The 24,523-nt window shown below is 71.8% G+C and carries 19 protein-coding genes; 7 read left to right on the forward strand and 12 right to left on the reverse strand.

Going from position 1 to position 24,523, the window contains the following annotated elements:
* Window positions 1-4: 4 nt before the first annotated feature.
* From AC27IY_RS44980 to AC27IY_RS44990, 3 genes are read right to left on the reverse strand one after another with little or no spacing between them, the layout of a single operon-like run.
* Window positions 5-442: a hypothetical protein gene (locus AC27IY_RS44980; protein ID WP_371249930.1), complete on the reverse strand. Its 438-nt coding sequence runs from the start codon at window positions 440-442 to the stop codon at window positions 5-7.
* Window positions 439-2,979: a multicopper oxidase domain-containing protein gene (locus AC27IY_RS44985; protein WP_487181720.1), complete on the reverse strand. Its 2,541-nt coding sequence runs from the start codon at window positions 2,977-2,979 to the stop codon at window positions 439-441. The genes AC27IY_RS44980 and AC27IY_RS44985 overlap by 4 nt, the downstream gene beginning before the upstream one ends.
* 12 nt (window positions 2,980-2,991) lie before the next feature.
* Window positions 2,992-4,206, reverse strand: a complete 1,215-nt coding sequence (locus tag AC27IY_RS44990) for an MFS transporter (RefSeq protein ID WP_487181721.1) — start codon at window positions 4,204-4,206, stop codon at window positions 2,992-2,994.
* A 279-nt stretch (window positions 4,207-4,485) separates the two neighbouring features.
* Between AC27IY_RS44990 and AC27IY_RS44995 the strand changes: the two genes are divergently transcribed.
* Window positions 4,486-4,869, forward strand: coding sequence for a hypothetical protein (locus tag AC27IY_RS44995; RefSeq protein WP_423443833.1), 384 nt, complete (start codon window positions 4,486-4,488; stop codon window positions 4,867-4,869).
* A 50-nt stretch (window positions 4,870-4,919) separates the two neighbouring features.
* On the opposite strand, the gene AC27IY_RS45000 is transcribed toward AC27IY_RS44995, so the two are convergent.
* The 5 genes from AC27IY_RS45000 to AC27IY_RS45020 all read right to left on the reverse strand — a co-directional run bounded on the left by AC27IY_RS45000 (window position 4,920) and on the right by AC27IY_RS45020 (window position 12,344).
* Entirely contained in the window at window positions 4,920-5,843 is a 924-nt protein-coding gene (locus AC27IY_RS45000; protein WP_487181722.1) for a CU044_5270 family protein, read from the reverse strand.
* Window positions 5,840-6,415 (reverse strand): RNA polymerase sigma factor, encoded by a 576-nt coding sequence (locus tag AC27IY_RS45005; protein ID WP_487181723.1) that lies wholly within the window; start codon window positions 6,413-6,415, stop codon window positions 5,840-5,842. The genes AC27IY_RS45000 and AC27IY_RS45005 overlap by 4 nt, the downstream gene beginning before the upstream one ends.
* Window positions 6,416-6,485: 70 nt before the next feature.
* Entirely contained in the window at window positions 6,486-8,852 is a 2,367-nt protein-coding gene (locus AC27IY_RS45010) for an acetyl-CoA acetyltransferase (RefSeq protein ID WP_487181724.1), read from the reverse strand.
* Window positions 8,853-9,209: 357 nt separating this feature from the next.
* The gene (locus AC27IY_RS45015; protein ID WP_487181725.1) at window positions 9,210-9,371 is read right to left on the reverse strand and encodes a hypothetical protein; all 162 of its coding nucleotides are present in this window, start codon (window positions 9,369-9,371) and stop codon (window positions 9,210-9,212) included.
* Between the two features lie 123 nt (window positions 9,372-9,494).
* On the reverse strand, window positions 9,495-12,344 hold the full coding sequence (locus AC27IY_RS45020) for an alpha/beta hydrolase (protein WP_487181726.1): 2,850 nt from the start codon (window positions 12,342-12,344) through the stop codon (window positions 9,495-9,497).
* Between the two features lie 213 nt (window positions 12,345-12,557).
* On the opposite strand from AC27IY_RS45020, the gene AC27IY_RS45025 reads away from it, so the two are divergent.
* A complete protein-coding gene (locus AC27IY_RS45025) occupies window positions 12,558-13,061 on the forward strand; it encodes a RidA family protein (protein ID WP_487181727.1) in 504 nt (167 codons plus the stop codon).
* Between the two features lie 19 nt (window positions 13,062-13,080).
* On the opposite strand, the gene AC27IY_RS45030 is transcribed toward AC27IY_RS45025, so the two are convergent.
* Window positions 13,081-13,917: a PhzF family phenazine biosynthesis protein gene (locus tag AC27IY_RS45030; protein ID WP_487181728.1), complete on the reverse strand. Its 837-nt coding sequence runs from the start codon at window positions 13,915-13,917 to the stop codon at window positions 13,081-13,083.
* Window positions 13,918-13,988: 71 nt separating this feature from the next.
* Entirely contained in the window at window positions 13,989-14,789 is an 801-nt protein-coding gene (locus AC27IY_RS45035; RefSeq protein WP_487181729.1) for a 2OG-Fe(II)-dependent halogenase WelO5 family protein, read from the reverse strand.
* 244 nt (window positions 14,790-15,033) lie between these two features.
* On the opposite strand from AC27IY_RS45035, the gene AC27IY_RS45040 reads away from it, so the two are divergent.
* A complete protein-coding gene (locus tag AC27IY_RS45040) occupies window positions 15,034-18,153 on the forward strand; it encodes an AfsR/SARP family transcriptional regulator (protein WP_487181730.1) in 3,120 nt (1,039 codons plus the stop codon).
* A 7-nt stretch (window positions 18,154-18,160) separates the two neighbouring features.
* Here AC27IY_RS45040 and AC27IY_RS45045 read toward each other — a convergent pair whose 3' ends face one another.
* Window positions 18,161-18,796, reverse strand: coding sequence for a response regulator (locus tag AC27IY_RS45045; RefSeq protein ID WP_487181731.1), 636 nt, complete (start codon window positions 18,794-18,796; stop codon window positions 18,161-18,163).
* Window positions 18,793-19,917: a sensor histidine kinase gene (locus AC27IY_RS45050; RefSeq protein ID WP_344209863.1), complete on the reverse strand. Its 1,125-nt coding sequence runs from the start codon at window positions 19,915-19,917 to the stop codon at window positions 18,793-18,795. Before AC27IY_RS45050 ends, AC27IY_RS45045 begins: the two co-directional genes overlap by 4 nt.
* A gap of 285 nt (window positions 19,918-20,202) precedes the next feature.
* On the opposite strand from AC27IY_RS45050, the gene fdhA reads away from it, so the two are divergent.
* The 4 genes from fdhA to AC27IY_RS45070 all read left to right on the forward strand — a co-directional run.
* Window positions 20,203-21,426, forward strand: coding sequence for a formaldehyde dehydrogenase, glutathione-independent (fdhA, locus tag AC27IY_RS45055; RefSeq protein ID WP_487181732.1), 1,224 nt, complete (start codon window positions 20,203-20,205; stop codon window positions 21,424-21,426).
* A 133-nt stretch (window positions 21,427-21,559) separates the two neighbouring features.
* Window positions 21,560-22,033 carry a hypothetical protein gene (locus tag AC27IY_RS45060; RefSeq protein WP_487181733.1) on the forward strand — a complete coding sequence of 158 codons (474 nt, stop codon included), beginning with the start codon at window positions 21,560-21,562 and terminating at the stop codon, window positions 22,031-22,033.
* A gap of 129 nt (window positions 22,034-22,162) precedes the next feature.
* Window positions 22,163-23,599: a hypothetical protein gene (locus AC27IY_RS45065; protein WP_487181734.1), complete on the forward strand. Its 1,437-nt coding sequence runs from the start codon at window positions 22,163-22,165 to the stop codon at window positions 23,597-23,599.
* A 142-nt stretch (window positions 23,600-23,741) separates the two neighbouring features.
* A partial coding sequence (locus AC27IY_RS45070; RefSeq protein ID WP_487181735.1) for a hypothetical protein occupies window positions 23,742-24,523 on the forward strand: 782 nt, incomplete at its 3' end.

Below are 24,523 nucleotides of genomic sequence, written 5' to 3' on the forward strand. Positions count from 1 at the left end.
GTCCTTATGTGGCGGGCAGGGCGGTGGCCAGCAGGACCACGCCCAGCGAGCCCACCAGCGACGTCACCGCCATCACCCGGGCGAGCCGCGGCCGGCCCGCGCCGGTCAGCCACCCGTGCGCCCCGGCGGCCGCCATGACGGCGCAGAACAGCAGCAGCTTGGCCGCCAGGATCCGGCCGTAGCCGGGCTCGGCGAGCGAGGCCCACGTCACGCCCTTGTGCCAGGCGATGGCCACCCCGGTGGCGAGCTGCACCGGCAGGAACACCGCGGCGGTGAGCAGCCCGAAGCGGCGGCCCACGGCGCTCAGCACCTGGCCCCGCCGCTGCTCGTCCAGCAGCCGCCGGGCCGGCGGCAGCAGCACCAGCGACACCGACAACTGGCCGCCGACCCACAGCGCCGCGCCCAGCACGTGCAGGAACCGCACCACCGACCACCACGTCATGACGCGCTCACCTCGAACAGCCCGTGCGCGCCCGCCTCGGCCTGACGCATCGTGTGGTCCACCACCGGATACCGGCCCGGCTCGGGAAAGACCAGCTCGGCGAAGCCGCCCTGGGCGGGGGCGAGGTCGAGCGTCTGCGCCCCGCCGGGGTCGCCGGATCGCAGCGCGTACGCGCCCTCCTTGTAGACCGTGTCGAACGGCGCTCCGACCACGTGCAGCGACGTGCCCGAGCTGGGCCCGGCGGCCACGGCCCACAGGCGTACGCGCTCGCCCGCCTCGGCGCGCAGCGGGGCGTGGTCGTAGCCGGCGGCGGCGCCGTTGAACATCCAGCCGTCCGGCTCGCCCGCCCGCAACTTGGCGACCTGGGCCTCGCTGCCGGGCTCGCCCAGGTGGAGCTCGCCCTGCACCAGGAGGTATTCGCGGTCCACCGGCAGCAGGCCGGGCGGGTCGATGACGACCGCGCCGTACATGCCGTTGGCGATGTGCTGCGTCATGGGCATGGTCGAGCAATGGTACAGCCAGGCCCCGGCGAACTCGGCGCGGAACCGGTACGTCAGCCGCTCCCCCGGCTGGATCGTCCGCATCGGGCCGTCGGGCGCGGTCGCCCCGGCATGGAAGTCGATGCCGTGGCCCATCGTGCCGCCGTTGACGAACGTCACGACGAACACGTCACCGACCTTGCCGCGCAGCACCGGGCCCGGCATGGTCCCGTTGAACGTCCACACGCGCTGCCGCACCCCGGGCGCGACCTCCTGGACGGCCCTGTCGTCGGCGCGGATCTCGACGTGGTGCTCGGTGCCGCCGGGCGCGGGCCGCAGGGTGGCGTCGTACGGCTTCCAGCCCGGTGACATGGGGGCGGCGAGGTCGAGGCGGGCGGGGCCGGACGGGTGCGCGGCGGGGTGCGCGGCGGTATGGGCGGAAGTTCCTGTGGGGACGATCCGCATCGTCATGCCCGCCGCCCGATGCCCGGCCACCGTGCACCAGCCGTCCACGGCCGCGCCGAGGGCCGCCAGCTTCAGCGTCGCGCTCTGGCCCGGGGCGAGCGCCGGGGTGCGCTCACCGGTCTCCATGCGCAGGTCGTGGCGCTGGGCGTCGGCGTTGGTGACCCGCAACGTCAGGACCGTCCCCGGGGGCGCCTCGATCACCGCCGGGCGGACGCTCATCCCGGACAGCGTCACCTCGACCGTACGGGAGCCGGTCACGGTCACGGAGGCAGGACCCGATCCGCCCGTCGTGGCGACGACGACCGCGGCGGCCGTCAGCAGGCAACCGGCGACGACCCCGGCCACGGCCGGCGACGGCCGCCACGACGCTGGGCGGGCCCGGACCAGGGCGGTGACCGCCAGCGCGACGAACGCCACGGCCGAGCCCAGGACAAGCGCCCACCCCAGCAGCACCACCGGGGACGGCACCGGCAGGACCAGCAGCGGCACCCCCACGTTGAGCGCCGCCAGCCGTACCGCCCAGCCGCGCTCCAGCAGCGCCGCGTTCTCCTTGAACCGGGCCGGCCCGCCGCCCAGCACCGCGGGCAGCAGGTGCAGCAGCGAGCCGAACAGCACCTGGGCGACGAACCCGACGAGCACCAGCGGCAGCAGCGGCTCCAGCGCCGCCGCCACCCCGGCCGCCGGGCGGGTGGCGACGACCACCGCGTTCGCGGCCAGCGCCACCTCGAACCAGCCGATCGCCGCGCCCAGCATCCAGGCGGCCCCGGTGTGCGGCCGTCTGCGCCGCAGCGCGTCGGCCGGCGGCACGAGCGCCGCCAGCGCTCCCATCCCGTACGCCACCAGCCCGGCCAGGGCCGCCCACCGCCAGCCCGCGAGCAGCCCGCCGGTCGCGACCGCCAGCCCGGGGACGGCCAGCCGCAGCCCCAGGCGCGAGGCCCGGCGCGTCCCGTCCGCCATCCGGGTGCGCAGCACCGTGGGCCAGAGCGTGAACAGCGTGCCGAGCACGGTCAGCCCGACCCAGCCGAACAGGTTCACCACGGCGTGCGCGGCCTGCGTCCGCTCGTGCGCGGCCCCGTGCCCGACGTCCGCGGCCAGCAGCCCGCCGAGGACGCCGCCGGTGGCGAGCGCCCCTGCGGCGGCGACGTACCAGCCGATGACGTGGCCGAACCGGCCGGGCAGCGCCTGACGTACCAGCCTCACGAGCACAGCGGCGTGCCACAGCACCACCCCCGCCACCACCGCCGCGCCGGCGGCGGCGACCTGCCACGGCCCCACGGAAACCCCGGCCAGCACCGCGACCGTGGCCGCGTTGAGCAGGCCGAGCCGGGCGAGGCTGCCGCGGCGCGGCGGGGTGCGGACGCGCAGCAGCGCGACGGTGAAGTGCTCGCTCCAGATGAGGATGGCGGTGCTGATCGCGCCCAGCAGGAAGACGTGGATCAGCAGCCAGCGCGGCGCCGGCAGCACGTCGCCCGCCAGGGCCGCCACGACGGTGAGGGCGAGCCAGCCGACGACGACCGCGTTCGCGCGCAGGTGCCACGAGGCGCGGGGACGCGGCGGTCCGCCGCGCTCCACCCGGATGTCGACCGGACCCACGTCACCGACCTCCTATCGGGCGCCGGCCGTGCGGCGGACGGCCACCGAGCGGATCACGGTCACCGTCAGTGCCAGGGTGAGCGCGGCCGTGACGGCCAGCAGGCCCAGGCCGAGCCCGTACGAGCCGAGCCGCCCGTAGACGAAGCCCATCAGCAGCGGCGGGACGAACCCGCCGAGCCCGCCCGCCGCGCCGACCAGTCCGGTCACCGTGCCGACCTTGTCGGCCGGCGCGACCTGGGCGACGAGGGCGAAGGTGGCGCCGCTGCCCGCGCCGAGCGCGGCGGCCATGGTCAGGAAGGCGACCGTGCCGACCGGCATCAGCCCCGGCGTCAGCGCCTGCACCCCGGCCGAGACGGCGATGACGACGAACACCCCGGTCAGCACGGGCACGGGACCGACCCGGTCGGACAGCCAGCCGCCGAGCGGCCGGGCCAGCACCGCCAGCACCACGAACCCGGCCATGCGGTTGGCGGCGTCGGCCTGTTCGAGGCCGTAGCCGGTCTGGAGGTAGGCGGGCAGGTAGACGGAGAAGGCGACGTAGCCGCCGAACGCGACCGCGTACAGCACGCACGCCTGCCACGTGATCGACAGCTTCAGCGTGGCCGCCATGCGCGTCATCAGGGGCTGGTTCGCGACGCTGCGGCCGGGCGCGTCCCGCAGCACCAGCCAGGCGGCGATCGCGTAGGCGGCGAGAACCCCTGCGGTGATCAGGAACGGGGTGGCAGCGCCGCCGGCGCGCACCAGGGGCACGGTGGTCAGCGCGCTGATCGCGGTGCCACCCATCCCCGCGCCGAAGACGCCCACCGCGAAACCGCGGCGGTGCGGCGGGAACCACGCGTTGACGAACGGCACGCCGACGGCGAAGACGGTCCCGCCGACGCCGAGGAAGAACCCGCCGACCAGCAGCGCGGCCAGCGAGGTCTGGCCGGCGACGCCGATGAACAGCACGGGCACGATGGTGGCCGCGGAGATGAGCGGGAACATCACCCGCCCGCCGAAGCGGTCGGTCAGCGCGCCGACCGGGATGCGGCCGAGCGAGCCGACGATCACGGGTACGGCGACCAGCAGCGCCTGCTGCCCGGCCGACAGCCCGAGCAGCTCCTTGAAACGCGGCCCCAGCGGGCTGAGCAGCGCCCACGCCCAGAAGTTCACCGCGAAGCCGAGGGTCGCCATGCCGAGCATCAGCGCGGGTACGCGCGCGTGAGGAGAGGCTGGTGCGTTCGTCATGAACCCCAAGATCCCGCCCTCCCCCGGGTCGTCGGCAGGGACCAAAGTCCCTTGAAACCCGTCCGATGGCCCGTCTTCCGCCGCCCTGCGGAGCAGGAGAACGTAAAGGGCGGCCATGAAAACAATCGCGGCCGATAAAGGAGATGTGCTGCGCATGTTTGGCCGGAGAATATGCGTGCGGCGCCGGAACAATAATGTCTGCCGCCCGTCTTGACGCCGCTCGGAGAGAGGGGTTCACGATGGAGGGGTCAGCGGAGAACGCGAACCGCGGGAGGAACCATGCTCAAGGAAGCCTGCGCTGTCAGCGCCCTTGTGGCGGCCGCCCTCGTCCCTTCGATGCCTTCGCAGGCGCAGGCCGCGAACGCCGGCGCCACAACCTCGTCCATCGATTCCTCCAGCTCGCTGGCGCCGAAATGCAAATGGCTCCAGGAGGGCGACAGGAGATGTTATTACTGCCGCGCCAAGAAAGGCAGCGGATACAAGAGGCAGTACTGCGAGCGACGGCGCGGCGAGTCCCAGAAGCAGGGCAGCCAGTCTCGCAAGCCGATGGACCTCGAATGCGTGACCACCAAGAAGCCGACCACGAACAGCCCGAACCGCACCTGCAAGGTCTGCACGGACGCCAGCACCGGCAAACGCGCCTACCAGGAGTGTGACAGCTAGCGCCCGCGGGACGCCCCGCCCGGATGGTCACGCCCCGGGCGGGGCTGCGGTCAGGGGAGCTGGCCGGGCTCGTCCACGATGCCGGAGGAGAGGACGGACATCGCCGCGGCGTCCTCGCCCTGCCCCACCACGACCCCCAGGTAGTGGTAGTCCTCGGGGTCGAGGATGTAGGAGCCCTTGCCGGCCTCGCCGAGGTCGAGCACGACGCCGATGCCGGTGCGGCCGTCGCCGTCGGTCGCGTTCTGCTCGATCCTGACGTTCGGGATCCTGGCCAGCGCCCGGTACATCGCGGCCGCCGTGTCCGGGGGCACCAGCGGGCCGTAGCTCATGTACCAGCCGATCGCGCCGAACGCCTTCACGTCCTGCTCGGTTCCCGCCGGGCACGCGGGGGCGCAGATCGACAGCGGCGTCAGCTCGCGTGGCAGCGAGCGGAAGTGCCGGAGCAGCGCGTCGGGGTCGGTGGGCAGCCGCCGCAGCTCCGCCATCGTCTTGCCCGGGTGTGTGGGGCCCCGCTCGGCGGCGGCGACCTTCAGCTTTCCGCCCTCCGTGCGGATGGCCGTCCGGGTGCCGTCCAGCTTGTCCCAGCTCTCGTAGGTCGGCAGGTCGCCGCCGGGCATGTGCTGCGACTGCTGCCGGTAGTACCACTGGTCCGGGCTGGGCTCGGCGGCCGTGCTGGACGCGGCGGCGAGCGCGGCCCGCTCCAGCACGGTCGCGGTCGGGCGGTGCGCCACGGGGGGCCGGGCGCCCTGCTCGGCGCCGCCCCGCGTGAGCTGCCAGCCGCCCACGCCGACGACGCACGCGGTGGCCAGCGCGAGCCCCCACCGGAGCCGGGGCAGGCGATTGCGCCGGGGCGGGTTCACGGGCCGGGCACGGAGCTCGGCGAGGCGGCGTTCCACGCCGCTCAGGTCCTGCTGCGCGGGCACCTCCGCGCGCATCCGCTTCACCAGGTCGAACTCGTCGTGGATCTTCGTCACCAGCCCGCTCCTTCGTCCTCCGCCGCCGCCGGGTCCAGCCCGCGCAGCGCGCGGCGCAGCGCGAACCGGGCCCGGTTGATCCGCGAGCGCACTGTCCCGACCGGGACCCCGAGCGCTCCCGCCGCCTCCTCGTACGTCAGCTCCGCCCACATGACCAGCAGCAACGTGTCTCGATGCGCGCGCGACAACCCGGCCAGCGCCTTGGCCAGCCGTTGCCGCGCCGCGCCCGCCACCACCCGCCGCTCCACCTCGTCGGTGAACGGCTCCACCACCGGGTCCGTCCCGGTACGGCTCAGCGCCCGGTAGAGCGCGATCTCCCTGCGGCGGTGCTGGCCGATCAGGTTGGTGGCGATGCCGTACAGCCAGGAGCGCTCGTCGCCGCGCGCCACGTCGTACGACTCCAGGTGCTGGAACGCCTGCGCGAACGTCTCGGCCACGACGTCGTCGGCGGGTTCGACGCCGAGCCGCCGGATGACGTACCGCTTGAGCCCCGGTCCGTGCTGGGTGAACAGCTCGGCGAACCGGTCGGAGAGTGGCCGCGCGGGCGCGTCCGTCCAGCTCTCATGTCGCATCTCGTGCCTCTCATGTCATCGTGCTGACAGAGATAATTGGCACGAGCCGGGCCGGCGGTTCCATGATTTCTCAGCGGTTGCGCCAGCGCGGCGGGCGTTTCTCGGCGAACGCGGTCAGGCCCTCCGTGACGTCCTCGCTGACCATGAGGTCGTCCAGCGCGGGCGACGGGTGGGTGACGGCGTCGACGACGTCCGGGATGCCCTGCGTCTCGGCCATGATCTGCAGGGACGCCCGTACGGACGTGGGCGAGCTCTCCAGGATCTCCCCGGCCAGCTCCCGCGCGCCGGCCAGGGCCTGCCCCGGCTCGGTCACCCGGTTGACCAGGCCGTGCTCCAGCGCCTCGGCGGCGGTCAGCCGGCGGCCGGTGAGGATCATCTCGGTGGCCAGCTTGCCGGGCAGCGCCCTGGGCAGGCGTACGAGGCCGCCCGCCGCCGCGACCAGGCCCACCTTGACCTCGCTCAGCGCGAAGCGGGCCGTCTCGTCCGCCACGACCAGGTGGCAGGCGAGGGCGATCTCGAACCCGCCGCCCATGGCGAAGCCGTTGACCGCCGCGATGACGGGCTTGGTCGTGTTCCGGCGGCTCGTGAGGCCGGCGAAGCCGTTCTTCGGCACCCACATCGGTTTGCCGGAGGCCGAGTAGAGCAGGTCGTTGCCCGCCGAGAACGCCTGGTCGCCCGCGCCCGTGATGATCGCCACCCACAGGCCGGGGTCGGCGAAGTAGGCGTCGAAGACCGCGTCCAGCTCGTCGTTCGCGGGCGGGTGGAGGCTGTTGCGGCTGTCCGGGCGGTTGATCGTGACCTCCAGGACGTGGCCGTCGCGGCGTACCAGCACGTGCTCGTAGTCGTCGCGCAGCACGGCGGCCCTGGGCGGAAACAGCTCGTCCATGAGGGCGTCGTCCACCGCCACCCGGTTGCCGAATCCGAACGAGCGGACGTAGACCCGCCGCCCGATCGGCTCGCCGGTGGTGAGCAGGCCGAGCGTGCGCTCGTCGTCGCTCGTGGCGATGAACCGGCGGCCGTCGGCCTCCAGCCGGCCCACGACGATCCCGGTGCGCTTCCCGCCCCTGCCGTGCTTGACGGTGTAGGTCTCGATCGTGGCCCAGCCGTCGGCCTGGAACGCCTGCTCGACGCCGGGCCGGGAGTCGAGCTCGGCCTGGATGGCGGCGCTGCGGTCCGGCCGCCATTCGGCGGGCGTGGTGGAGTAGACGCCGGCCGAGTACTTGCTGAGCGAGCCGCCGTTCGCGCCGACCAGCCCGTACGCGCCCGGCTGCGCCCGCAACCGCTGCACGGTCTCGGCGATGGCGTGCATCGAGTAGTTGTTGCCCGCGCCCCCGAAGAACGGCAGCCCGCCGGTCACGGTCAGCTCGCGCGAGCCGTCGGCGGGCAGGCCGAGCCCGTCGCAGACGGCGGACACGGCAATCGGGAAACAGGAGTAGAGATCGATCACGGCCAGCTCGTCCGCCCCGATCCCGGCCTGCTCCAGCGCGTGCCGCACGGCCAGCACGGCAGCGGGACTGCCGCTCAGGTCGGCGCGCTCCAGCAGGCCACGCTCGCGCAGGTCGGCATGTCCGTGCAGGAACACCCACCGCTCGGGTGGCACACCCAGCCGCCGGGCCTCGCCCACGGACATCAGCAGCACGGCCGCACCCTGGTTGACCTTCTCGCGGGCCACTATGTAACGGGTGTAGGGCTCGGCGATGTAGCGGTTCTTCTCGCTGGGCGTGACCAGCTCCTCGGCGGTGCGCTCGACGGGGGCGGCGGCGTGCGGGTTGGCCGCCGCGACCTTCGTGAACGGCGCGAACAGCGCACCCATGCCGGCCGCGTACTCCTCCCGTGTCTGGCCGAGTCGGGCGCGGCGGGCGTTGTCGAACAGGGCGTACTGGCTCGGCGCGTCCGTCAGCCCGTGAGCCGCCTGCTGCCGCGAGACCAGCCCCTTGAGCCCGTAACCACGATCCTCCAGGTCCCCTTCAACGCTCTCGCTGAAGTCCGGCTTGTCCTCGACCTTGGCGAGATGCTGCGCAGTCGAGATCGCCTCGGACCCGAAGACCAGCGCCACCTGCGCCTCGCCGCCCGCGACGGCAGCCGCCATCTCGTTCACCAGATGCTGCGGCCCCTGCCCCCCGACAACTTCGAGGATCGCCCGCCGAGGGGCGGCCCCCACCCGTGCGGCGACCGACCGCGGATAGTTGGTGGACCTCCCCAGCGGCGACGGAATGCCGGGAGCCGAGATCTCGAACTGCCGCACACCCGCGACCGTGTCCACAGCGGCAGCCACCTCGCCGGGGTCCGCCCCGGTGTCGACGAGCGCCTCCCGCGCCGCCGCGGCGGCCAGCTCGACGGCCGACAGACGACGGTAACCGGGCTCCCCGATCCGCTCCGACACCTGCCCCACGCCCACGATCACCGGCGTGCGCGGATCAAGATCCTGGTACGTCATCCACCTGCTCCCGCCATTTGCAGACGCACATCGTCTCAAACACGGCCGAGAGTATCCCCGCTCAACAGGGCGGACAACCACGGACCACCGCGATGCGCCCGTGCCTGGAACACGGACGCCGACCGCCGCCGGGTGCGGTCGGCGGGCCGCGACGCGACTCTCCCGCCGGTCGCGGCCGGCATCGGCCATGCGATCTCGATGATCAGCTGCCTGCGACGCATTGGTCAGACTGGCGCGTATCGGGTTCGGCGAATGAACGGCGCTGAAGTGGTGGCGCTGGACGGATGAGGGGCGAGTTCGATCGCCCGTACAGCTTCGGACCTCGTTTTCACCTAGTCAATTTCTGCCCAGCCCAGTTCAGAAAATTTCGGCCGCTCTGACCCGTAGTTCAGCGGCCTGATGCTCCGATTCCAAGGCCTGGCGGGCAAGCTGCCGGGCCACTTCGACCAAGGTCAGCTCCTCGGCCACCGATCCCTCGTCGATCGCCGAGCCCTGCGGCCCATGCTCAGGTTTCGCCACTATTGTCTCCTTTCGAAAGTGGTGGCCCTCCCGAGATTCCTTGCTCACTCAAAATAGCCTGCAGCCTCCTCCATCGTCAGCCCAACAACGCCAGGTCCATGGCGGTCTCGCGAGAGACACATTTCATTCGTCGCCGTGCAGAAGCCTGCGGATGTCGTCGCGGAGCTTCCGCGTCCGCAACGTGTCCGCGTGGCGGTCCCCCAGTACGCGGGCACGGCGGGCGAGCAGCGACTTCGCCTGCTCATAAGCCATGTCGAACTTGTGCAACTCAAGAAGAACGGCGATGTAGGCGAAGGTCAGCGCCATGGCATGGACCTCGTCGAGACGTTCCTCGTTGCGCGCCAGGGTGGCCTCCGCCTCCCTCTTCGCATCGTCGATGCGTCCTTGGGCGTGCAACGCCCGCACGAGCGTGCCCCGGACAAAAAGGACCTCGTTGAGGGGCGAGATCCCCTCAGGATCCCACTGCCGCAGAATTTCCTGGCACATTTTCTCGGCCAGCGCGGCGCGGCTTCCGTCCTGGGCCAGGATGGCACGGGCGAGGCTGTGCTTCACGACCATGCTGTCCGTGTGGTGCGGATCGAGGGCGTCTTCGGCCTCAAGAATTCCCCACAGGAGTTCTTCCGCTTCCTGCCAACGGTCGTTCTGCACCAGAATCGCTTTCGCGAGCTTGTGCCGACTGGCCCAGGTGTCTCGATCGTTCTCGCCGAGCACGCGTACACGGTCCGCGATCAGTTCACGTAGTCGCGTCTCCGCGACCTCGGGCTGACCGATCTCGATCAGCATGCGTCCGTGCTCGTGCCGCAACTCCATGATCTCCCTGTCGTCCGGGGAGAAACCGTACGAGGAGCAGTGATCTATGAGCCTCGGAAGGAATTCGTTCGCCGGCGACAGAAGTCCGGCGGCGATGAAATACCTGCTGGTGCGGCGGGCGAGTCTCAATGCCTTGCGGATGAGGTCCTGATCACCTGGGAGCTTACCGACGACGGTGTTGGTGATCTGCACGACATGCGGCGCCACCAGCCGCCAGAGTGCGCGGTCCTCGCTCTGGTCCGGATCGGACTCCCCCAGCGCCTCCTCCAGCATCCGCAGCGCGAAGCCGTAGTAGGCGTGCTGCCGGGTCGTCACGTCACGGTCGTCACGCAGGACGAGATGGACGGCCGGATGCATGGACACCGTCTGCGTCACGTACTTGCCCAGCCCGCTTCGCTGACCACCGATCGCGTCCAGGGAGACGAGGCCGACATCCTTCAATCGCTGGACTATCTTGTCGATCTCCGGTGTGGGATGGCCGTCGAAGAGATCCGCGTGAGCCAGCCGGGTCGCGATGCCGACCGGATAGGGAATCGCGCTCGCATTCATGCACGCCAGCACTTTCAGGAACGGCCCCGCCTGCGGCATTCCGGCCTTAGCAAGCGCCTCGATCGAGATCTTGAAAACCTCGTGCACAAGATCCAGGCCCAGCTGCTGATCCAACGGGCCACTGCCGGGCACCGCGGTCAGACGGGACTCCAGATCTCTCCGATAGGCGGTGAACGTCCGTTCGGCGCCGGTGGGGTGTTCATAGCCGTTCTTGATGTACCGCGCGGCGCACCACAGCGCGAGCGGTAACCCGCCCAGCGCCTTGGAGAGCAACCGTGCGTCTTCCCGCGTGCCCGCCACGGACTGACCGACGATTTTGGTCAGCATTGCGATGCCGTCGTCCTCCGACAACGGGTTGATCGGCCGGACCTGGCACCAATGCCCCCACGTGGCCTCGTTCCGGTCGTGGCTGATGACGATCACCCGTCCGTTCTCAGTGGCCGGCGCGCGCAGCCAGCCTCTGCCGTTGGCGACCGGCTCGGCACCGGCGGCGAGAACGTCAGCGTTGTCGGCGTCGTCGAAGACGAGAAGCCATGGGCGCTCGTAGGTCTCCAGCGCGTGCCAGATCACGTCTGGAACGTTCCGCGTACTCGTCGCCTCGATCAGCGCGCTCTTTGGGATACCCAGGCGCAGCCCCAGTTGCTGCATAGCGGTATGCAACCCCGAGGTGTTGATCCACCACACTTCGCGCTGATTACGCATACGGTAGGCCACTTCGAGCGCGACCCTGGTCTTTCCCACGCCGCCCAGCCCGGCGAGGACGCAGACTTTCGCGTTCCCGGCCAGTATGGCTTCGACTTCTTCGGCGCGCCCCTCCAGATCGGTCACTTCTCGTTGCGGCCACGGAGGTCTGATCGACACCTGCTCGGCGCCTTCGAGGGACGGGACTCCGGCGGCAGCGACGACCGGCGCTGCCAGCGGGACGTCGCGTTCGCCCGCCGATGACCACGCCTGGCGCACCAGCCGTTTGAACAGCAGATAGGACTCATCGTCAGGGCCACGAGGACGGATGATCGACTTGTGGTCACCGGGCACGGTCTCCCGATTGCGAAAGGGGTAGGTGGCGTCGACGTTGGGTGCCACGCCGTCGGTCGCCCCGCCACAGGCGGTGATGGAGAAGGGGCAGTTGTCCTCAAGGGTCTCGATGGCCGGGACATCCGGCTGCATGCGGCGGTGCAACCACTCCTGCGGATGACTGCGAAGCAACCGCCTTCTCAGCCCCAACGCGATTCTCGAACCCGCGTTTGGGCATGCGTACATCAGCAAATGGATGATCTTTGAGAGATCATATTGGCCCTCGCCCCGCAGCACCCTGGAAAGGAACGTCTGGACGACTATTCCTCCCTGGCTGTGCGTCACCAGGAACACCTTTTGACCTTCCGGGATCTTGAGACGAAGCCACGATCCCAGATTGTCGGCGATGTCACTAAATGTCGGGATCCGACGGGAAAAGCTGGCAAGGAAGAACGGTGACGAGTATTGGAAGCGCAGCACCGTTGTCATGCCAGAGAGATCAGGATCTGTCCGAATTGTCCACTCGAAACGCTTCCAGGTCCTTGGGCTTGAGAAGAGGCCATGGACGAAGACCACGCAGATACGATCACGCCTGTTCATGCCACGCCTCCATCTCGAGCCATCGCTGGACAACCGATGTTCATCACGATAGTCCGCAAACCCACGGTTAAGTCCAGACCCAGGAGAAGATGCCTGGACTATTCGTGATCGCGATAACGCCGCGTGGAGTGGTCGAACTTGCGGAAGTATAGGTAGATTCGGACATTGAACAAAATGCTTCACACTGACTACACGGACACGTATGTTGTTGTCATGAGAAGGGCATCTCCTGCGAGAAGACTCGCAGAACTCGGCCTGAAGCTTCCGCCCGTCAGCCCGGCGAAAGGTTCTTATGTCCCGGCTGTAGCGGCCGGGGACCTCCTGTTCGTGTCCGGCCAGGTTCCCATGGCCGATGGAGAAGTGGTCGTCACCGGCACAGTGGGCGACCGGGTCACGGTGGAGACCGCGGTCCTGCTGTCGCGCCAGTGCGCGCTTGCCGCGCTCGCCGCTGCCGACGCGATCGTGGGGCTCGACCGAATCGTGCGGGTGGTCAAGGTGGTGGGCTATGTGTCCTCAGCGCCTGGCTTCACCGCACAGGCCAACGTCGTCAACGGTGCCAGTGACCTGTTGTTCGAGGTCTTCGGGGAGGCCGGACAGCACGCCCGCACGTCGATCGGGGTCGCGGCGCTGCCCCTTGACGCTCCCGTCGAGATCGAACTGACCGTGCAGATCGCCCCCGAGGAGTCGTCCGTCACGGCGGCCGGCGGCACACCATGACCGCGCACAGACCCGCCGTTCACAACCGGACCGCGGTCCCCGTCACAGCTATGCCGACGGCCGGATCCGCAGGAATGGAAACGGTGATGGTGCTGGGGCGGCCCATGTCCTGCCCTTGAAGGACGGTCACCGCCGCCGGGAGCGCGACAAGACCCAGCGCGCGCAGGTAACCCCCGAAAGCGGCCGCGGCCGCACCGGTCGCGGGATCCTCCGTCACGCCCCCTGGGGGGAACGGGTTTCTGGCGTGGAACACCTCGTCGTTCTCGCGCCACACCAGGTCGATCGTCGTCCACTTGGCACGGTCCATCAGGGTGGCGAGGAGCGGAAAATCGTACGAGAGGTGAGCGAGGCGTTCACGGGTGCGAACTGCAATGATCGGGTGGGAAGCGCCCGCGTACGCGACCCGAGGGGGAAGCGCCGCATCGAGATCGGCGTGCGACCAGTGCAGGGCGTTGAGGAGTTCGTCGAGGAGCGCCGCCTCCATGTCCTCCACCCGTGGCGGCACGCTGACGAGCGTCGCGACCGTGAGTCCGGCAGAGGTCACCGACGTGGACACCTCGATCGGGCCGGCTTGGGTCTGCAGCAGAAGGTCTCCGGGTCCGTGCAGATCAGCGAAAGCCACCGCCGTCGCAATCGTGGCGTGGCCGCAGAAGGGCACTTCGACCTTGGGACTGAAGTAACGGACAGTGAGCGCCCTGTCTGCTCCCTCAGTGATGAAGGCCGTCTCCGAGTAACCGACCTCCGCAGCGATCTCGAGCATCCGGCCGGAGGTGATCCCCTCGGCATCGAACACCACCCCCGCAGGATTTCCGCCGTCAGCGCGTTCGCTGAAAGCCACGTACCGCAGCATTCTCATGGTGGCACGCTAATCCTATTCCGAACGGCCGACAACCGATTCCACAGAACCCGCTCCGATCGGAATCGGGATCAGCCCCAGGTGAGAAGCTGTCCGGTATCCGTCATTGAAACGGAAAAGCCGAGAGCTATCCTACGTCCACCGCCGCTAGGCCGTACCGCGTGAAAGTACCTCGGTTCCAGCAGCACCGCCTCGCCGATACGCGGAATCATCTGGAACGATTCGGCGTCGCCGACCACGGACTCCTTGAACCCGTAGGATCCGGCGGGTTTGTGCTTGTCGTCGGCCGGGTGCCAGCGATGGCGCCATACCACCGTCTCACCCCCGGAATCGGGCACGCTGAGATACAGGTTGAAGGCGAACTGGCAGATGACGTTGGCGTCCAGGAAGCCGTCCGAGAACTCCCGCTGCGCGTCGTCGAAGTGCACGAGGAACCCTTGGTTGGGTTCACGGGCGACTCCGGCGCCCATGACGCGGCCATCGTGCCTGGCCACTTCCACGGGTTGGGGCAGATCGGCGCCCAGCCTCGTCCGGCACAGCTCGAACGGGTCGAACGGCAGACTCAGTTCTTCCCATGCACGGCGGCTCTCATCCACCGCGGCCCAATACTTCTCGGATATCGTGCCGTTGTGGCGATGGTCGCTGACCCCCACGCCGAATCGCATCACCTCCGGCCATACTCGGGCCCGGCCGTATGCGGCGAACTCCACCTTCAGCAGAGCATTCATCACCAGCGCGCACTCGTCCGGAGAAAAGAAATCGGGCACCCTGATCGCGGCACATCGCCCAGCCGCGAGATCAGCGATCAATCGGCGCTCGAACCGGCCGGAGACCGCCGGGACAAAGAAGCGATCATGTTCATTGGCTGTCACCACAGGTACCCTCCGACCCATTGGACGGCCTTATGCCCGGATTATACTGAAGGCTATGAGTAGCGCCTAGCCCTAGAACTGCCGGGGCATATTTGAAGGACCCTCAAAATGTTCTGCCGGGTGCGGCCAAAATGCCGCAGGGCGCGGTCGCGAGACTGTTTGCAGCATCCGATCGCCATGGCCGTCATCACCCGACCGACCAGCCGCCTACGTAGCGGGTCCGGGGGTTCGGCAGAATGCTCGTGTGCGCGTGGGATTGCTGGGGCCGTTCGAGGTCAGGGGCGGCGATGGGGGCCTCGTGGAGGTTCCCGGGGTTCGGTTGCGGGCGTTGCTGGCGGCGCTCGCGCTCGAACCTGGCAAGATCGTCAACCGGTCGAGGCTGGTCGAGTGGATCTGGGGGGAGCGGCCGCCTGCGGACGAGGTCAACGCTCTGCAGGCGCTGGTGTCCCGGCTGCGCAGGGTGCTGCCGGACGGTGTGGTCGAGGCGGACGCCGGCGGTTACCGGCTGGTCCTGAGCGCCGAGGCCGTGGATGTGTGCCGGTTCGAGGACCTGGTCGGGCGGGCGCGGGCCGCCGAGCCGGCGGAGCGGGCGGAGCTGTTGCGTGCGGCTCTCGGGCTGTGGCGCGGGGCGGCCATGGCGGAGATCGGGCCACGGGACAGCGAGCTGTTCGAGGCCGCCGTCGCGCGCCTGGACGAGCTGCGCGTGGCCGCGCTCGGTGACCGGGTGGAGGCGGACCTCAAGCTCGGGCGGGGCGCGGAGCTGGTGTCCGAGCTGACCGATCTGGTCGCCACGTACCCGTTGCGTGAGGGGTTCGTGGCGGCGTTGATGCGGGCGCTCGCCGAGGCGGGGCGCGGGAACGAGGCGCTGACCGTCTACCAGCGCACCCGTGAGCGGCTCGCCGACGAGCTGGGCGCCGATCCGTCGGCCGAGCTCTCCGCCCTGCACACCGCGCTGCTGCGGGGCGAGCTGGGCGGGCGGGCGGACACGCGCCGGACGAACCTGCGCGCCGAGCTGACGAGCTACGTCGGCAAGGACGACGACCTCGCCGCGGTCGCCGGGCTGACCGCCAGGCACCGGCTGGTCACGCTGACGGGGCCGGGCGGCTCCGGCAAGACCAGGCTGGCCGCGGAGACCGCGAGGGCCGTGCTCGGCGAGCTGCCGGACGGCGCGTGGCTGGTCGAGCTGGCCCCGTTACGGGCGGGCGGCGACCTCGCCCAGGCCGCGCTCACCGCGATCGGCCTGCGCGACCAGGCGCTGCTCGGCGGGGCGCGGGCCGGGGAGCCGATGGACCGGCTCGTCGTCGCGCTGCGGGAGCGGGCGATGCTGCTCGTCCTGGACAACTGCGAGCACGTGATCGAGGCGGCCGCGGCGTTCGCGGACCGGCTGCTGGGCGAGTGCCGCGGGCTGCGGATCCTCGCCACGAGCAGGGAGCCGCTCGGCATCACCGGCGAGGTGCTGTGGCAGGTCGAGCCGCTGGCGCTGCCCGAGGACCCCGCCGGGGCCGGGTCCTCGCCCGCGGTGCGGCTGCTGCGGGACCGCGTCGAGCTGGTACGCCAGGACCTCGGCGGCGACCCGCGCACCCTGGCGGCGATGGCCAGGATCTGCCGGGCGCTCGACGGCATACCGCTGGCGATCGAGCTGGCGGCGGCGCGGCTGCGCACCATGTCCGTCGAGCAGCTCGCGCACCGGCTGGACGACCGGTTCCGGCTGCTGACCGGCGGCAGCCGTACGGCGCTGCCCCGGCACCGGACGCTGCGCGCGGTCGTGGACTGGAGCTGGGACCTGCTGAGCGAGGCCGAGCGCGGGGTGCTGCGGCGGCTCTCGGTGTTCGCGGGCGGGGCGAGCCTGGAGGCGGCCGAGGCCGTGTGCGGCGACGGCCCGGACGGCGAGCCGGCACTGGACCTGCTCAGCGCGCTCGTGGAGAAGTCGCTGCTGCTCGCCGACGCGGACGCCGGGGGCACGCCGCGCTACCGGATGCTCGGCACCATCAGGGAGTACGCCGCCCACCGGCTCGCCGAGGCCGGCGAGGGCGAGCGGACGCTCCGGGCGCATCTCGCGTACTTCACCGAGCTGGCCGAGACCGCCGATCCGCACCTGCGCCGGGCCGGGCAGTTGGAGTGGCTGGCCCGGCTGGACGCCGAGCGCGACAACATCGGTACGGCCCTGCGCGGCGCGATCGCCGAGGGCTGGGCCGAGGAGGCGATGCGGCTGGTCGGGGCCGTGGGCTGGTACTGGTTCCTGCGCGGGCAGCGGATGGAGGCCATCGAGCTGAGCGTCGCGGCGGCCTCCCTGCCCGGTGAGGTGCCGGACGAGGTGCGGGCGATGGCGTACACGATCGTGGCGATCTTCGTGACCTCGGGGCCCGGCCGCGACCAGTTCCAGGCGGCGGAGTGGATCCAGGGGGCGCACCGGCTCGGCCGGCGCGGCCGGCGTCACCCCCTGGTCGGGTTCGTCGAGCCGCTGGAGCGGCTGGTACGGGAGCCCGCGGGGTTCCTGCCCGCGTTCGAGCCGCTGATCGCCGGCGACGACCCGTGGGTACGCGCGCAGGCCCGGCTCTCGCGCGGCCGGCTGCGGCTCACCCTCGGCGGCGACGAGACCGACGTGGACGCCGACATCGAGACCGCGCTCGCCGAGTTCCGCGCGCTGGGCGACCGGTGGGGGATCTCGCTGGCGCACACCTATCTGGGCGACCGGCTCGGCATGCGCGGCGAGTTCGGCCGCGCGTGCGAGCACTACGAGGAGGCGAGCGCGGCCCTGGAGCAGGTGGGCGCGGCCGAGGACGTGATCGGCCTGCGGGCGCGGCAGGCGCAGCTCTACTGGCTGCTCGGCGACGAACGGTCCAGCGCGGCCGCGATGGCCGAGGCGGAGCGGCGCGCGGGCGGGATCGCCTGGCCGGACGTGCTCGCCGACCTGGCGCTCGCCAAGGCGCACCTGGCCCGCTGGCGCGGCGAACCGGACCGGGCGCGCCGCCTTCTGGAGGCCACGGATCCGGAGCTCACCGTTTCGACCCGGGCCTCGGTCATGGATCTGTACGGCTATCTCGCGGAGGACCTTGAGGAGGCCCGCGCGTGCCGCCGTACGGCGTTCGACGCGGCCGTGGAGTCGGCGTACCCGCCGCTGATCGCTGGGGCGCTGGTCGGGATCGCGGATCTCGCGCTGCGCCGGGGACGCCACGAGCAGGCCGCGTGGCTGCTCGCGGCGAGCGAGGGCGTGCGCGGCACGCAGGACCACTCGCGGCCGGACGCCTCCAGGATCGCCACGGCCGCGCGGGACCGGCTCGGGGAGGCCGCGTTCGCCGAGGCGGCCGGCGAGGGCCGGCGGCGGGACTGGCGGGAGCTGGCCGAGCTCGCCCTCGCTCCGTGAGCGCGCGTCAGAGACCGTGCTCGCCGGTGTAGCGGGCGGCCTCGACGCGGTTACGTACGCCGATCTTGGCGAAGGCGTTGTTGATGTGCGTCTTCACCGTGGCCTCGCCGATGAACAGCGTCCCGGCGATCTCCTGGTTGGTCAGGCCACGGGCGATCAGTGCGAGCACCTCGGCCTCACGGGCGGTCAGCCCGTCGGGCAGCGCGGCGCGGGCGCGCGGGGGCGGCTCGTCCAGGGCGGCCACCAGGCGGGCGGACACCCTGGCGTCGAACGTGGACTGGCCCGTGGCGGCCGAGCGGAGCGCCGCCCCTATCTCGGCGCGGCCGGCGTCCTTGGTGAGGTAGCCGCGCGCGCCCGCCTTGAGCGCCTGGACGATGGACTCGTCGTCGGTGTACGTGGTCAGGACGACGACTGCGGTGCCCGGATGCTCCCGGGTGATCCTGCGGGTGGCCTCGACGCCGTCCAGCACGGGCATGCGCAGGTCCATCAGGACGACGTCCGCGGGCCGGTCCGCGAGCAGGTCGAGCGCCGCCTGGCCGTCCGCCGCGGTGCCCACCACCTCCACGTCGCCGAGCAGCCCGAGCAGGGCGGCCAGCCCTTCGCGGATAAGCTGCTGGTCGTCCACCACGGCCACCGTGATCATTCCGGCACCTCGGCCGTCACCAGCCACCGCTCCCCCTCCCGGCCGCAGGTCAGAGCGCCGCCGGCCAGCGCCAGGCGCTCCCGCATCCCGGTGAGGCCGAACCCCGGCGTCCCTGGCGGGCCACCGGTGAGCGCGTTGGCGACGCGGAGGCGCACCCGGTCGGCGGTGAAGGCCAGCTCCAGGTGGACGGGGGCGCCGGGCGCGTGTTTGGCCGCGTTCGTCAGGGACTCGCGCGCGGTGGCGAGCAGCGACACGGTCGCGGCCGACGACAGAGGCCGGGGCGGGCCGCTCCGCTCGAAGCGTACGGGGGAACGGTGGTCGTCCTCGTGTGTCCTGGCGAGCCCGCCGAGTGCGTCGGACAGCGTGGGGACGTCCTGGCGCAGCGCCGCGACCGCGTTGCGGGCCTCGGCCAGCCCTTCGCCGGCCAGTCTGCGGGCGCGGGCGATCGTGTCGATCGCTCCCGGGACGTCGCGGCGCTCCTCCAGCACGGCCTGCGCGAGCTCGAGCTGGACGCCGAGCGCGCCGAGCGAGTGGGCCAGCACGTCGTGGATCTCGCGGGCGATCCTGGTGCGCTCGTCGAGCGCCGCCGCGCGGGCCTGGACGGCCAGCGTGCGGCGGGTCTGTTCGAGCAGCAGCTCCGCCTGGCGGGCCTGGACGACGTGCTGGCGGTGGTTCACGCCGATGAGCGCCACCGCGAGCAGCAGCACCGCCTGCTCGGAGGCGTCGGCGAGCATGTCCTGGCCGAGGATCGCCAGCACGATGGCGACGCCGGTCGTCATCATGATCACGGTCACCGGCGGCGCCGCGAGTGCGGCGAACCTGGCCAGGAAGATGCAGGTCAGGATGACGGCGGAGCTGTCGGCGGCCGGGCCTAGCGCCGCCGCGGACACCAGCGTGGCCGCCGCCAGGAACGCCGCCGCACGCGCGGGGCGTCGCGGGTCGAGCGCCACGAACGCCAGCCAGCAGCCGGCCGCGGTCCCGTACAGGACCCAGACCAGGGGCGTCCCCTCGCGCGCGGTGAGCAGGGTGGCGGCCACGATGAGCGTGCCGAACACCTGCACGACCAGCCAGCCGGGCGCAATGGTGTCGGGCAGCGCCCACCTTCTCCGGATCTCGGGCATCTGCTGATTCCACCAGATCAGCGCAGGCTGGTGATGAGCTCGACGAGGATCAGCCGGTACGCGATGAACCCCACCACCACGACGATCCCGAGCGCCGCCAGTGCGATCCAGCTCCTGCCACCCATGTGGTGCCTCCCTGTATGCCGGGTCGTTCTCCTTCGTGACCTGGAACGTTAGGGATCGGGGCGGGTGGAGCGGCACCACCGGATGGTGGAGACGGGGGTGGAGAGGCGTTGGGGCTATATTCAGAAAGGGGGACAAAAGCCCCGAGGAGGGAGAATCCTCATGCCGGGCAACAAAGGAGTCAAGTACGAAGGCCCAGGCAAGGTCGAGGTCCACGACATCGACTATCCGGAATTCACGCTGCAGGACGGCCCCGGCGTACACCCGGCCAACGTAGGCCGCAAACTGCCGCACGCCGCGATCATCAAGTCGGTCGCCACCAACATCTGCGGCAGCGACCAGCACATGGTGCGCGGGCGCACCACGGCGCCGCCCGGCCTCGTCCTCGGCCACGAGATCACCGGCGAGGTCGTCGAGACCGGCTCCGACGTGGAGTTCATCAAGAACGGTGACCTGGTGTCCGTGCCGTTCAACATCGCCTGCGGGCGCTGCCGCAACTGCAAGGAGCGCAAGACCGGCATCTGCGAGAACGTCAACCCCGACCGGCCCGGCTCGGCGTACGGCTATGTCGACATGGGCGGCTGGGTGGGCGGGCAGGCGCAGTACGTGCTGGTCCCGTACGCGGACTGGAACCTGCTGAAGTTCCCGGACAAGGACCGGGCGATGGAGAAGATCCTCGACCTGGCCATGCTCGCCGACATCTTCCCGACCGGCTTCCACGGCTGCGTGACCGCCGGGGTGGGGCCTGGCTCGACGGTCTACATCGCCGGCGCGGGCCCGGTCGGGCTGGCCGCCGCGGCGTCGGCGTTCCTGCTCGGGGCCGCCGTGGTCATCGTCGGCGACCTGAACGAGCAGCGCCTCGGCCAGGCCCGCAGCTTCGGCTGCGAGACCGTGGACGTCTCGAAGGGCGACCCGAAGGACCAGATCGAGCAGATACTCGGCGAGCCGGAGGTGGACTGCGGCGTGGACGCGGTCGGCTTCGAGGCGCGCGGCCACGGCCGCGAGGCGGAGAAGGAGCGCCCCGCCACTGTGCTCAACACGCTCATGGACGTCACCAGGGCGGGCGGCGGGCTCGGCATTCCCGGCCTGTACGTGACGGGCGACCCCGGCGCGGCCGACGAGGCGGCCAAGCAGGGGTCGTTGTCCATCCGTTTCGGCCTGGGCTGGGCCAAGTCGCACAGCTTCGCCACCGGCCAGTGCCCGGTCATGCGCTACAACCGGCAGCTCATGCAGGCGATCCTGCACGACCGGGTGCAGATCGCCAAGGCGGTCAACGCCACGCCGATCCCGCTGGAGGAGGCGCCGCGCGGGTACCACGAGTTCGACGAGGGCGCGGCACGCAAGTACGTCCTCGATCCGAACGGCATGCTGTCCACGGCGGCCTGACACCCGTATTGGACAGATTTAGTCATGCTTTTCCCGACGAATCATCAATAACAGCCTCATTGCATTGCATTTCCGGCATTGCTTCGGGGGGATTCGTACCACTACAACCCCTTCAGAGAGCTGGAGGGGTTGTATGGCGGGAATGACTGGCCGGCGCGTGGTCCGGGTGCTGGCGGCGGCCGTGGGGGGCGCCGTCGTGGCCGGAGTCGTGGGCGGCGGAGCGGCGCGGCTGCTGATGAGCCTGATCACGATCGCGGCGGCCGAGGAGAGCACGTTCACGCTGGGCGGCACGCTGGGCGTCCTGATGGTGTTCGCCGTGCTCGCCGTGCCGGCGGCGCTGACCGCGACCGCCCCGGCGGTGGTGCGGGTGGGCGGCCGGTGGGTGACCGCGGCCCTGACCGGGTTCGGCGTGGCGAGCACCGGGTTCTCCGACGGCGCGGCCATCATCCTGGCGCCCGACTCGCGCATGACGCTCATCGCGGTCCTGGTCGTCGGCTTCGGCGCGGTCGTGGCCGCGCACGGCCAGATCGCCCAGTACGCCTCCCGCCGCCTCGCCGGTGACGCCACCCGCCCCGCCGCCACCGCACCGGAGCCCGCCCTGGCCTGACCGGGTCCCGCCGCCGCCGCGCCGGAGCCCGCCCTGGCCTGACCGGGGCTCCCGCGATCTGTCGGTGGCGGTCGTTACCGTCGCGCCCATGATCGCTTCTTTGGCAGCGCGACGCGGCGAGGTGGCCGCATGAATCCCTGGCAGGAGGCCCTCGACCGCATCGAGGCGGGCGACGACCGGGACCTCGCGACGTTCCTGGACGGCCTGAGCGACCTCGGCCGGCGGGCGATCGCCGTGCAGCTCCCCGGGCACATGACCGAGGAGCTGCGCGGCGGCTTCCCCGCCCGGGCCGACATCGAGGGCCTGGCGACCGGCTTCCGGCTGGCCGGAGCGGCCTGCCTCACCGGCGCCGAGCAGGTCGCGGCCTGGCTCGACCGCAGGGAGCTGCGCCGGCCGCGCGACCCCGAGCTGGACGCCGCCCTCCTCCTCCCCCTGCTGCGCCGCCGCCCCCCGGAGTGGCGGCGCGACCTCGCCGTCCGGCTGGCCGCGCGGCTCCGGCCGGCGACCGGCCGGCGGCGGTGGCAGCGCGCGGAGGGCGTGCCCGGCTGGGACCTCGTCGCCGCGCTGGTCACCGACACCGGCCTGGAGCCGCCCGACGGTGACGCCTTCGTCGTCGGGTGGGCCTGGCGGCTGGCCAGGCGGCGGCCCGGGGAGGACCTGGAGCTCGACCGCGACCCGCTGCTCGACGCCCTGCTGCCGCGCCTGTTCCAGGCGCAGGGCGTGGCCGAGCCGCTGGGGCGCAGCACGGCCATGACGGAGCTGGCCGCGCTGGCGCGTACGGGCCGGGTGCCGCGCGCGACGCTGGTCGACGGGTGCGCCTCCCGGTTCCTGGGCGGGGGCCCGGACGCGGAGATGATGCCGTTCGTGTGGCTCTGGCGGCTGCTCGCGCCGGAGCCGCCGGAGATCCCGGTGCTCGATCTCGTACGCCTGCTGCCGTCGGCCGGTCCGACGGTGACCGAGCTGGCGGTGGAGGAGCTGCGGCGGGCCGAGGAGGCGGGGCTGCTCGACGACGAGCTGTTCGCCGAGGCCGTGGGGGCGCTGGCGTACCGGCCGGAGAAGAAGCTGGTCGAGGAGGCGGTGCGGTGGGCGGCGCGGGCGTCCGGCCCCCGTGGCGGCGGGGCGGTGCCCGCGCTCGCCGCCGTGTTCGACCTGGACGATCCCGCCCTGCGGGGGCGGGCGGTGCGGCTGGCGGTCCGGCTGGCCCCGTACGCCGGCGAGGCGGGCCGGGACGCGGTCCGCGAGGCCGCCGCCCGGCTGCCCGCCGACCTGCGCGAGCGCGTCGCGGCCGGCTACGGCGAGCTTGCCGCGGCCGAGCCGGAGCGGCCGGTCGCCGCCGTGCTGCGCGCGCCCGCGCCACCCGTTCTCGCGCCGCCGATCGCCTCGCCGGACGAGCTGGTCGCGGAGCTGCGGGCGCTCAATTGGCGGAGCGAGCCGGCGCGGTGCGAGCGGGTCCTGGGCGGGCTCGTCGAGCTGACCCATCGCGACCGGGCGGCGGTGGCGGCGGCGCTGCGGCCGTGGTTGGAGGAGAGGCCTGCTGGAAGGGGTCGCCGGGCTCGATCCCGATGAGGAGCCCACCGAGCACCACCTGTACGGGTTCAGGGACAGCAGGATTCCCTTCCTGGTGCGCCGCTTGCGCGCTGGCGGTCGTCGCGCCGAAGTGGAGCCGGCGGCTGACCACGGGGCCGGACGACTACTACGCCTCCTCGGAGTGGGTCTGCCAGCGGCTCGTCCGGCGGCGGCTGGCGGAGGTGATCGAGCTGTTCGAGGACGGGCGCACGGTGCCCGCGCTGCTCGCCACGCCGACCTCGGCCACCGGGCACGTCGACGCGACGGTCCTGGTGGAGCGGATGGGGAGCGGCTGGAGGGCGGCGAGCCGCTGCCGGCCGACTTCGAGCAGGCGCTGCTGCGGCTGCCCCGGCGCTGCGATCCCGAGCTGGTCGTACGGGCGGAGAAGCTGCCGGGCGAGGCGGGGCGGCGGCTGGCCGCCTGGCTGCGGGACGGCGGGTGGCCGGATCCGGCGGTGCGCGTGACGCCGTACGAGGAGGAGCGGTCGCCCGACAGCTACAGCTCGCGGAGCTGGTCGCGCCGGGTGCGGGTGGAGATCGTGGCCCCCGAGGGCCTGCCGGCGTGGCTCGCCGCGTTATGGGGCGTCGACCATCGCGGCCCCGACTACCTGTCGTCTTCGGACGACCCGCTGTGGGGGCCGCTGGTGCTGCCGTCGCACCGCGAGCTCGTCGCCGCCGCCCTGCTGCGCTTCCGGCCCTGGGTGTCCGACGGCAACGACGCCAGGATGACCGCCCTCGCGGCCCTGGCCCACGGCGACGGGCCCGTGGGCGCCGCCACCGCGATGCTGATCGCGGGCGGGCTGGGGCACCGGCGGGACGCGCAGCGGGCGGCGGCGGCCGAGGCGGCGCTCACGCTCGCGGCGCGCGGGCAGCTTCCGGCCGCCGACCTCGGGCGGGCCGTCGCGCGGCTGGTCGACGTCGAGTT

The sequence above is a fragment of the Nonomuraea sp. B208 genome (assembly GCF_057536035.1).

Bases quoted from the DNA above. Each gene is read 5' to 3' on its own strand.
- fdhA (WP_487181732.1), top strand. From the start codon at position 20,203: ATGCCGGGCAACAAAGGAGTCAAGTACGAAGGCCCAGGCAAGGTCGAG.
- AC27IY_RS44995 (WP_423443833.1), top strand. From the start codon at position 4,486: ATGCTCAAGGAAGCCTGCGCTGTCAGCGCCCTTGTGGCGGCCGCCCTC.
- AC27IY_RS45005 (WP_487181723.1), bottom strand. From the start codon at position 6,415: ATGCGACATGAGAGCTGGACGGACGCGCCCGCGCGGCCACTCTCCGAC.
- AC27IY_RS45060 (WP_487181733.1), top strand. From the start codon at position 21,560: ATGGCGGGAATGACTGGCCGGCGCGTGGTCCGGGTGCTGGCGGCGGCC.
- AC27IY_RS45030 (WP_487181728.1), bottom strand. From the start codon at position 13,917: ATGAGAATGCTGCGGTACGTGGCTTTCAGCGAACGCGCTGACGGCGGA.
- AC27IY_RS45065 (WP_487181734.1), top strand. From the start codon at position 22,163: ATGAATCCCTGGCAGGAGGCCCTCGACCGCATCGAGGCGGGCGACGAC.
- AC27IY_RS45050 (WP_344209863.1), bottom strand. From the start codon at position 19,917: ATGCCCGAGATCCGGAGAAGGTGGGCGCTGCCCGACACCATTGCGCCC.
- AC27IY_RS44980 (WP_371249930.1), bottom strand. From the start codon at position 442: ATGACGTGGTGGTCGGTGGTGCGGTTCCTGCACGTGCTGGGCGCGGCG.
- AC27IY_RS45045 (WP_487181731.1), bottom strand. From the start codon at position 18,796: ATGATCACGGTGGCCGTGGTGGACGACCAGCAGCTTATCCGCGAAGGG.
- AC27IY_RS45025 (WP_487181727.1), top strand. From the start codon at position 12,558: ATGAGAAGGGCATCTCCTGCGAGAAGACTCGCAGAACTCGGCCTGAAG.
- AC27IY_RS44990 (WP_487181721.1), bottom strand. From the start codon at position 4,206: ATGACGAACGCACCAGCCTCTCCTCACGCGCGCGTACCCGCGCTGATG.
- AC27IY_RS45020 (WP_487181726.1), bottom strand. From the start codon at position 12,344: ATGAACAGGCGTGATCGTATCTGCGTGGTCTTCGTCCATGGCCTCTTC.
- AC27IY_RS45010 (WP_487181724.1), bottom strand. From the start codon at position 8,852: ATGACGTACCAGGATCTTGATCCGCGCACGCCGGTGATCGTGGGCGTG.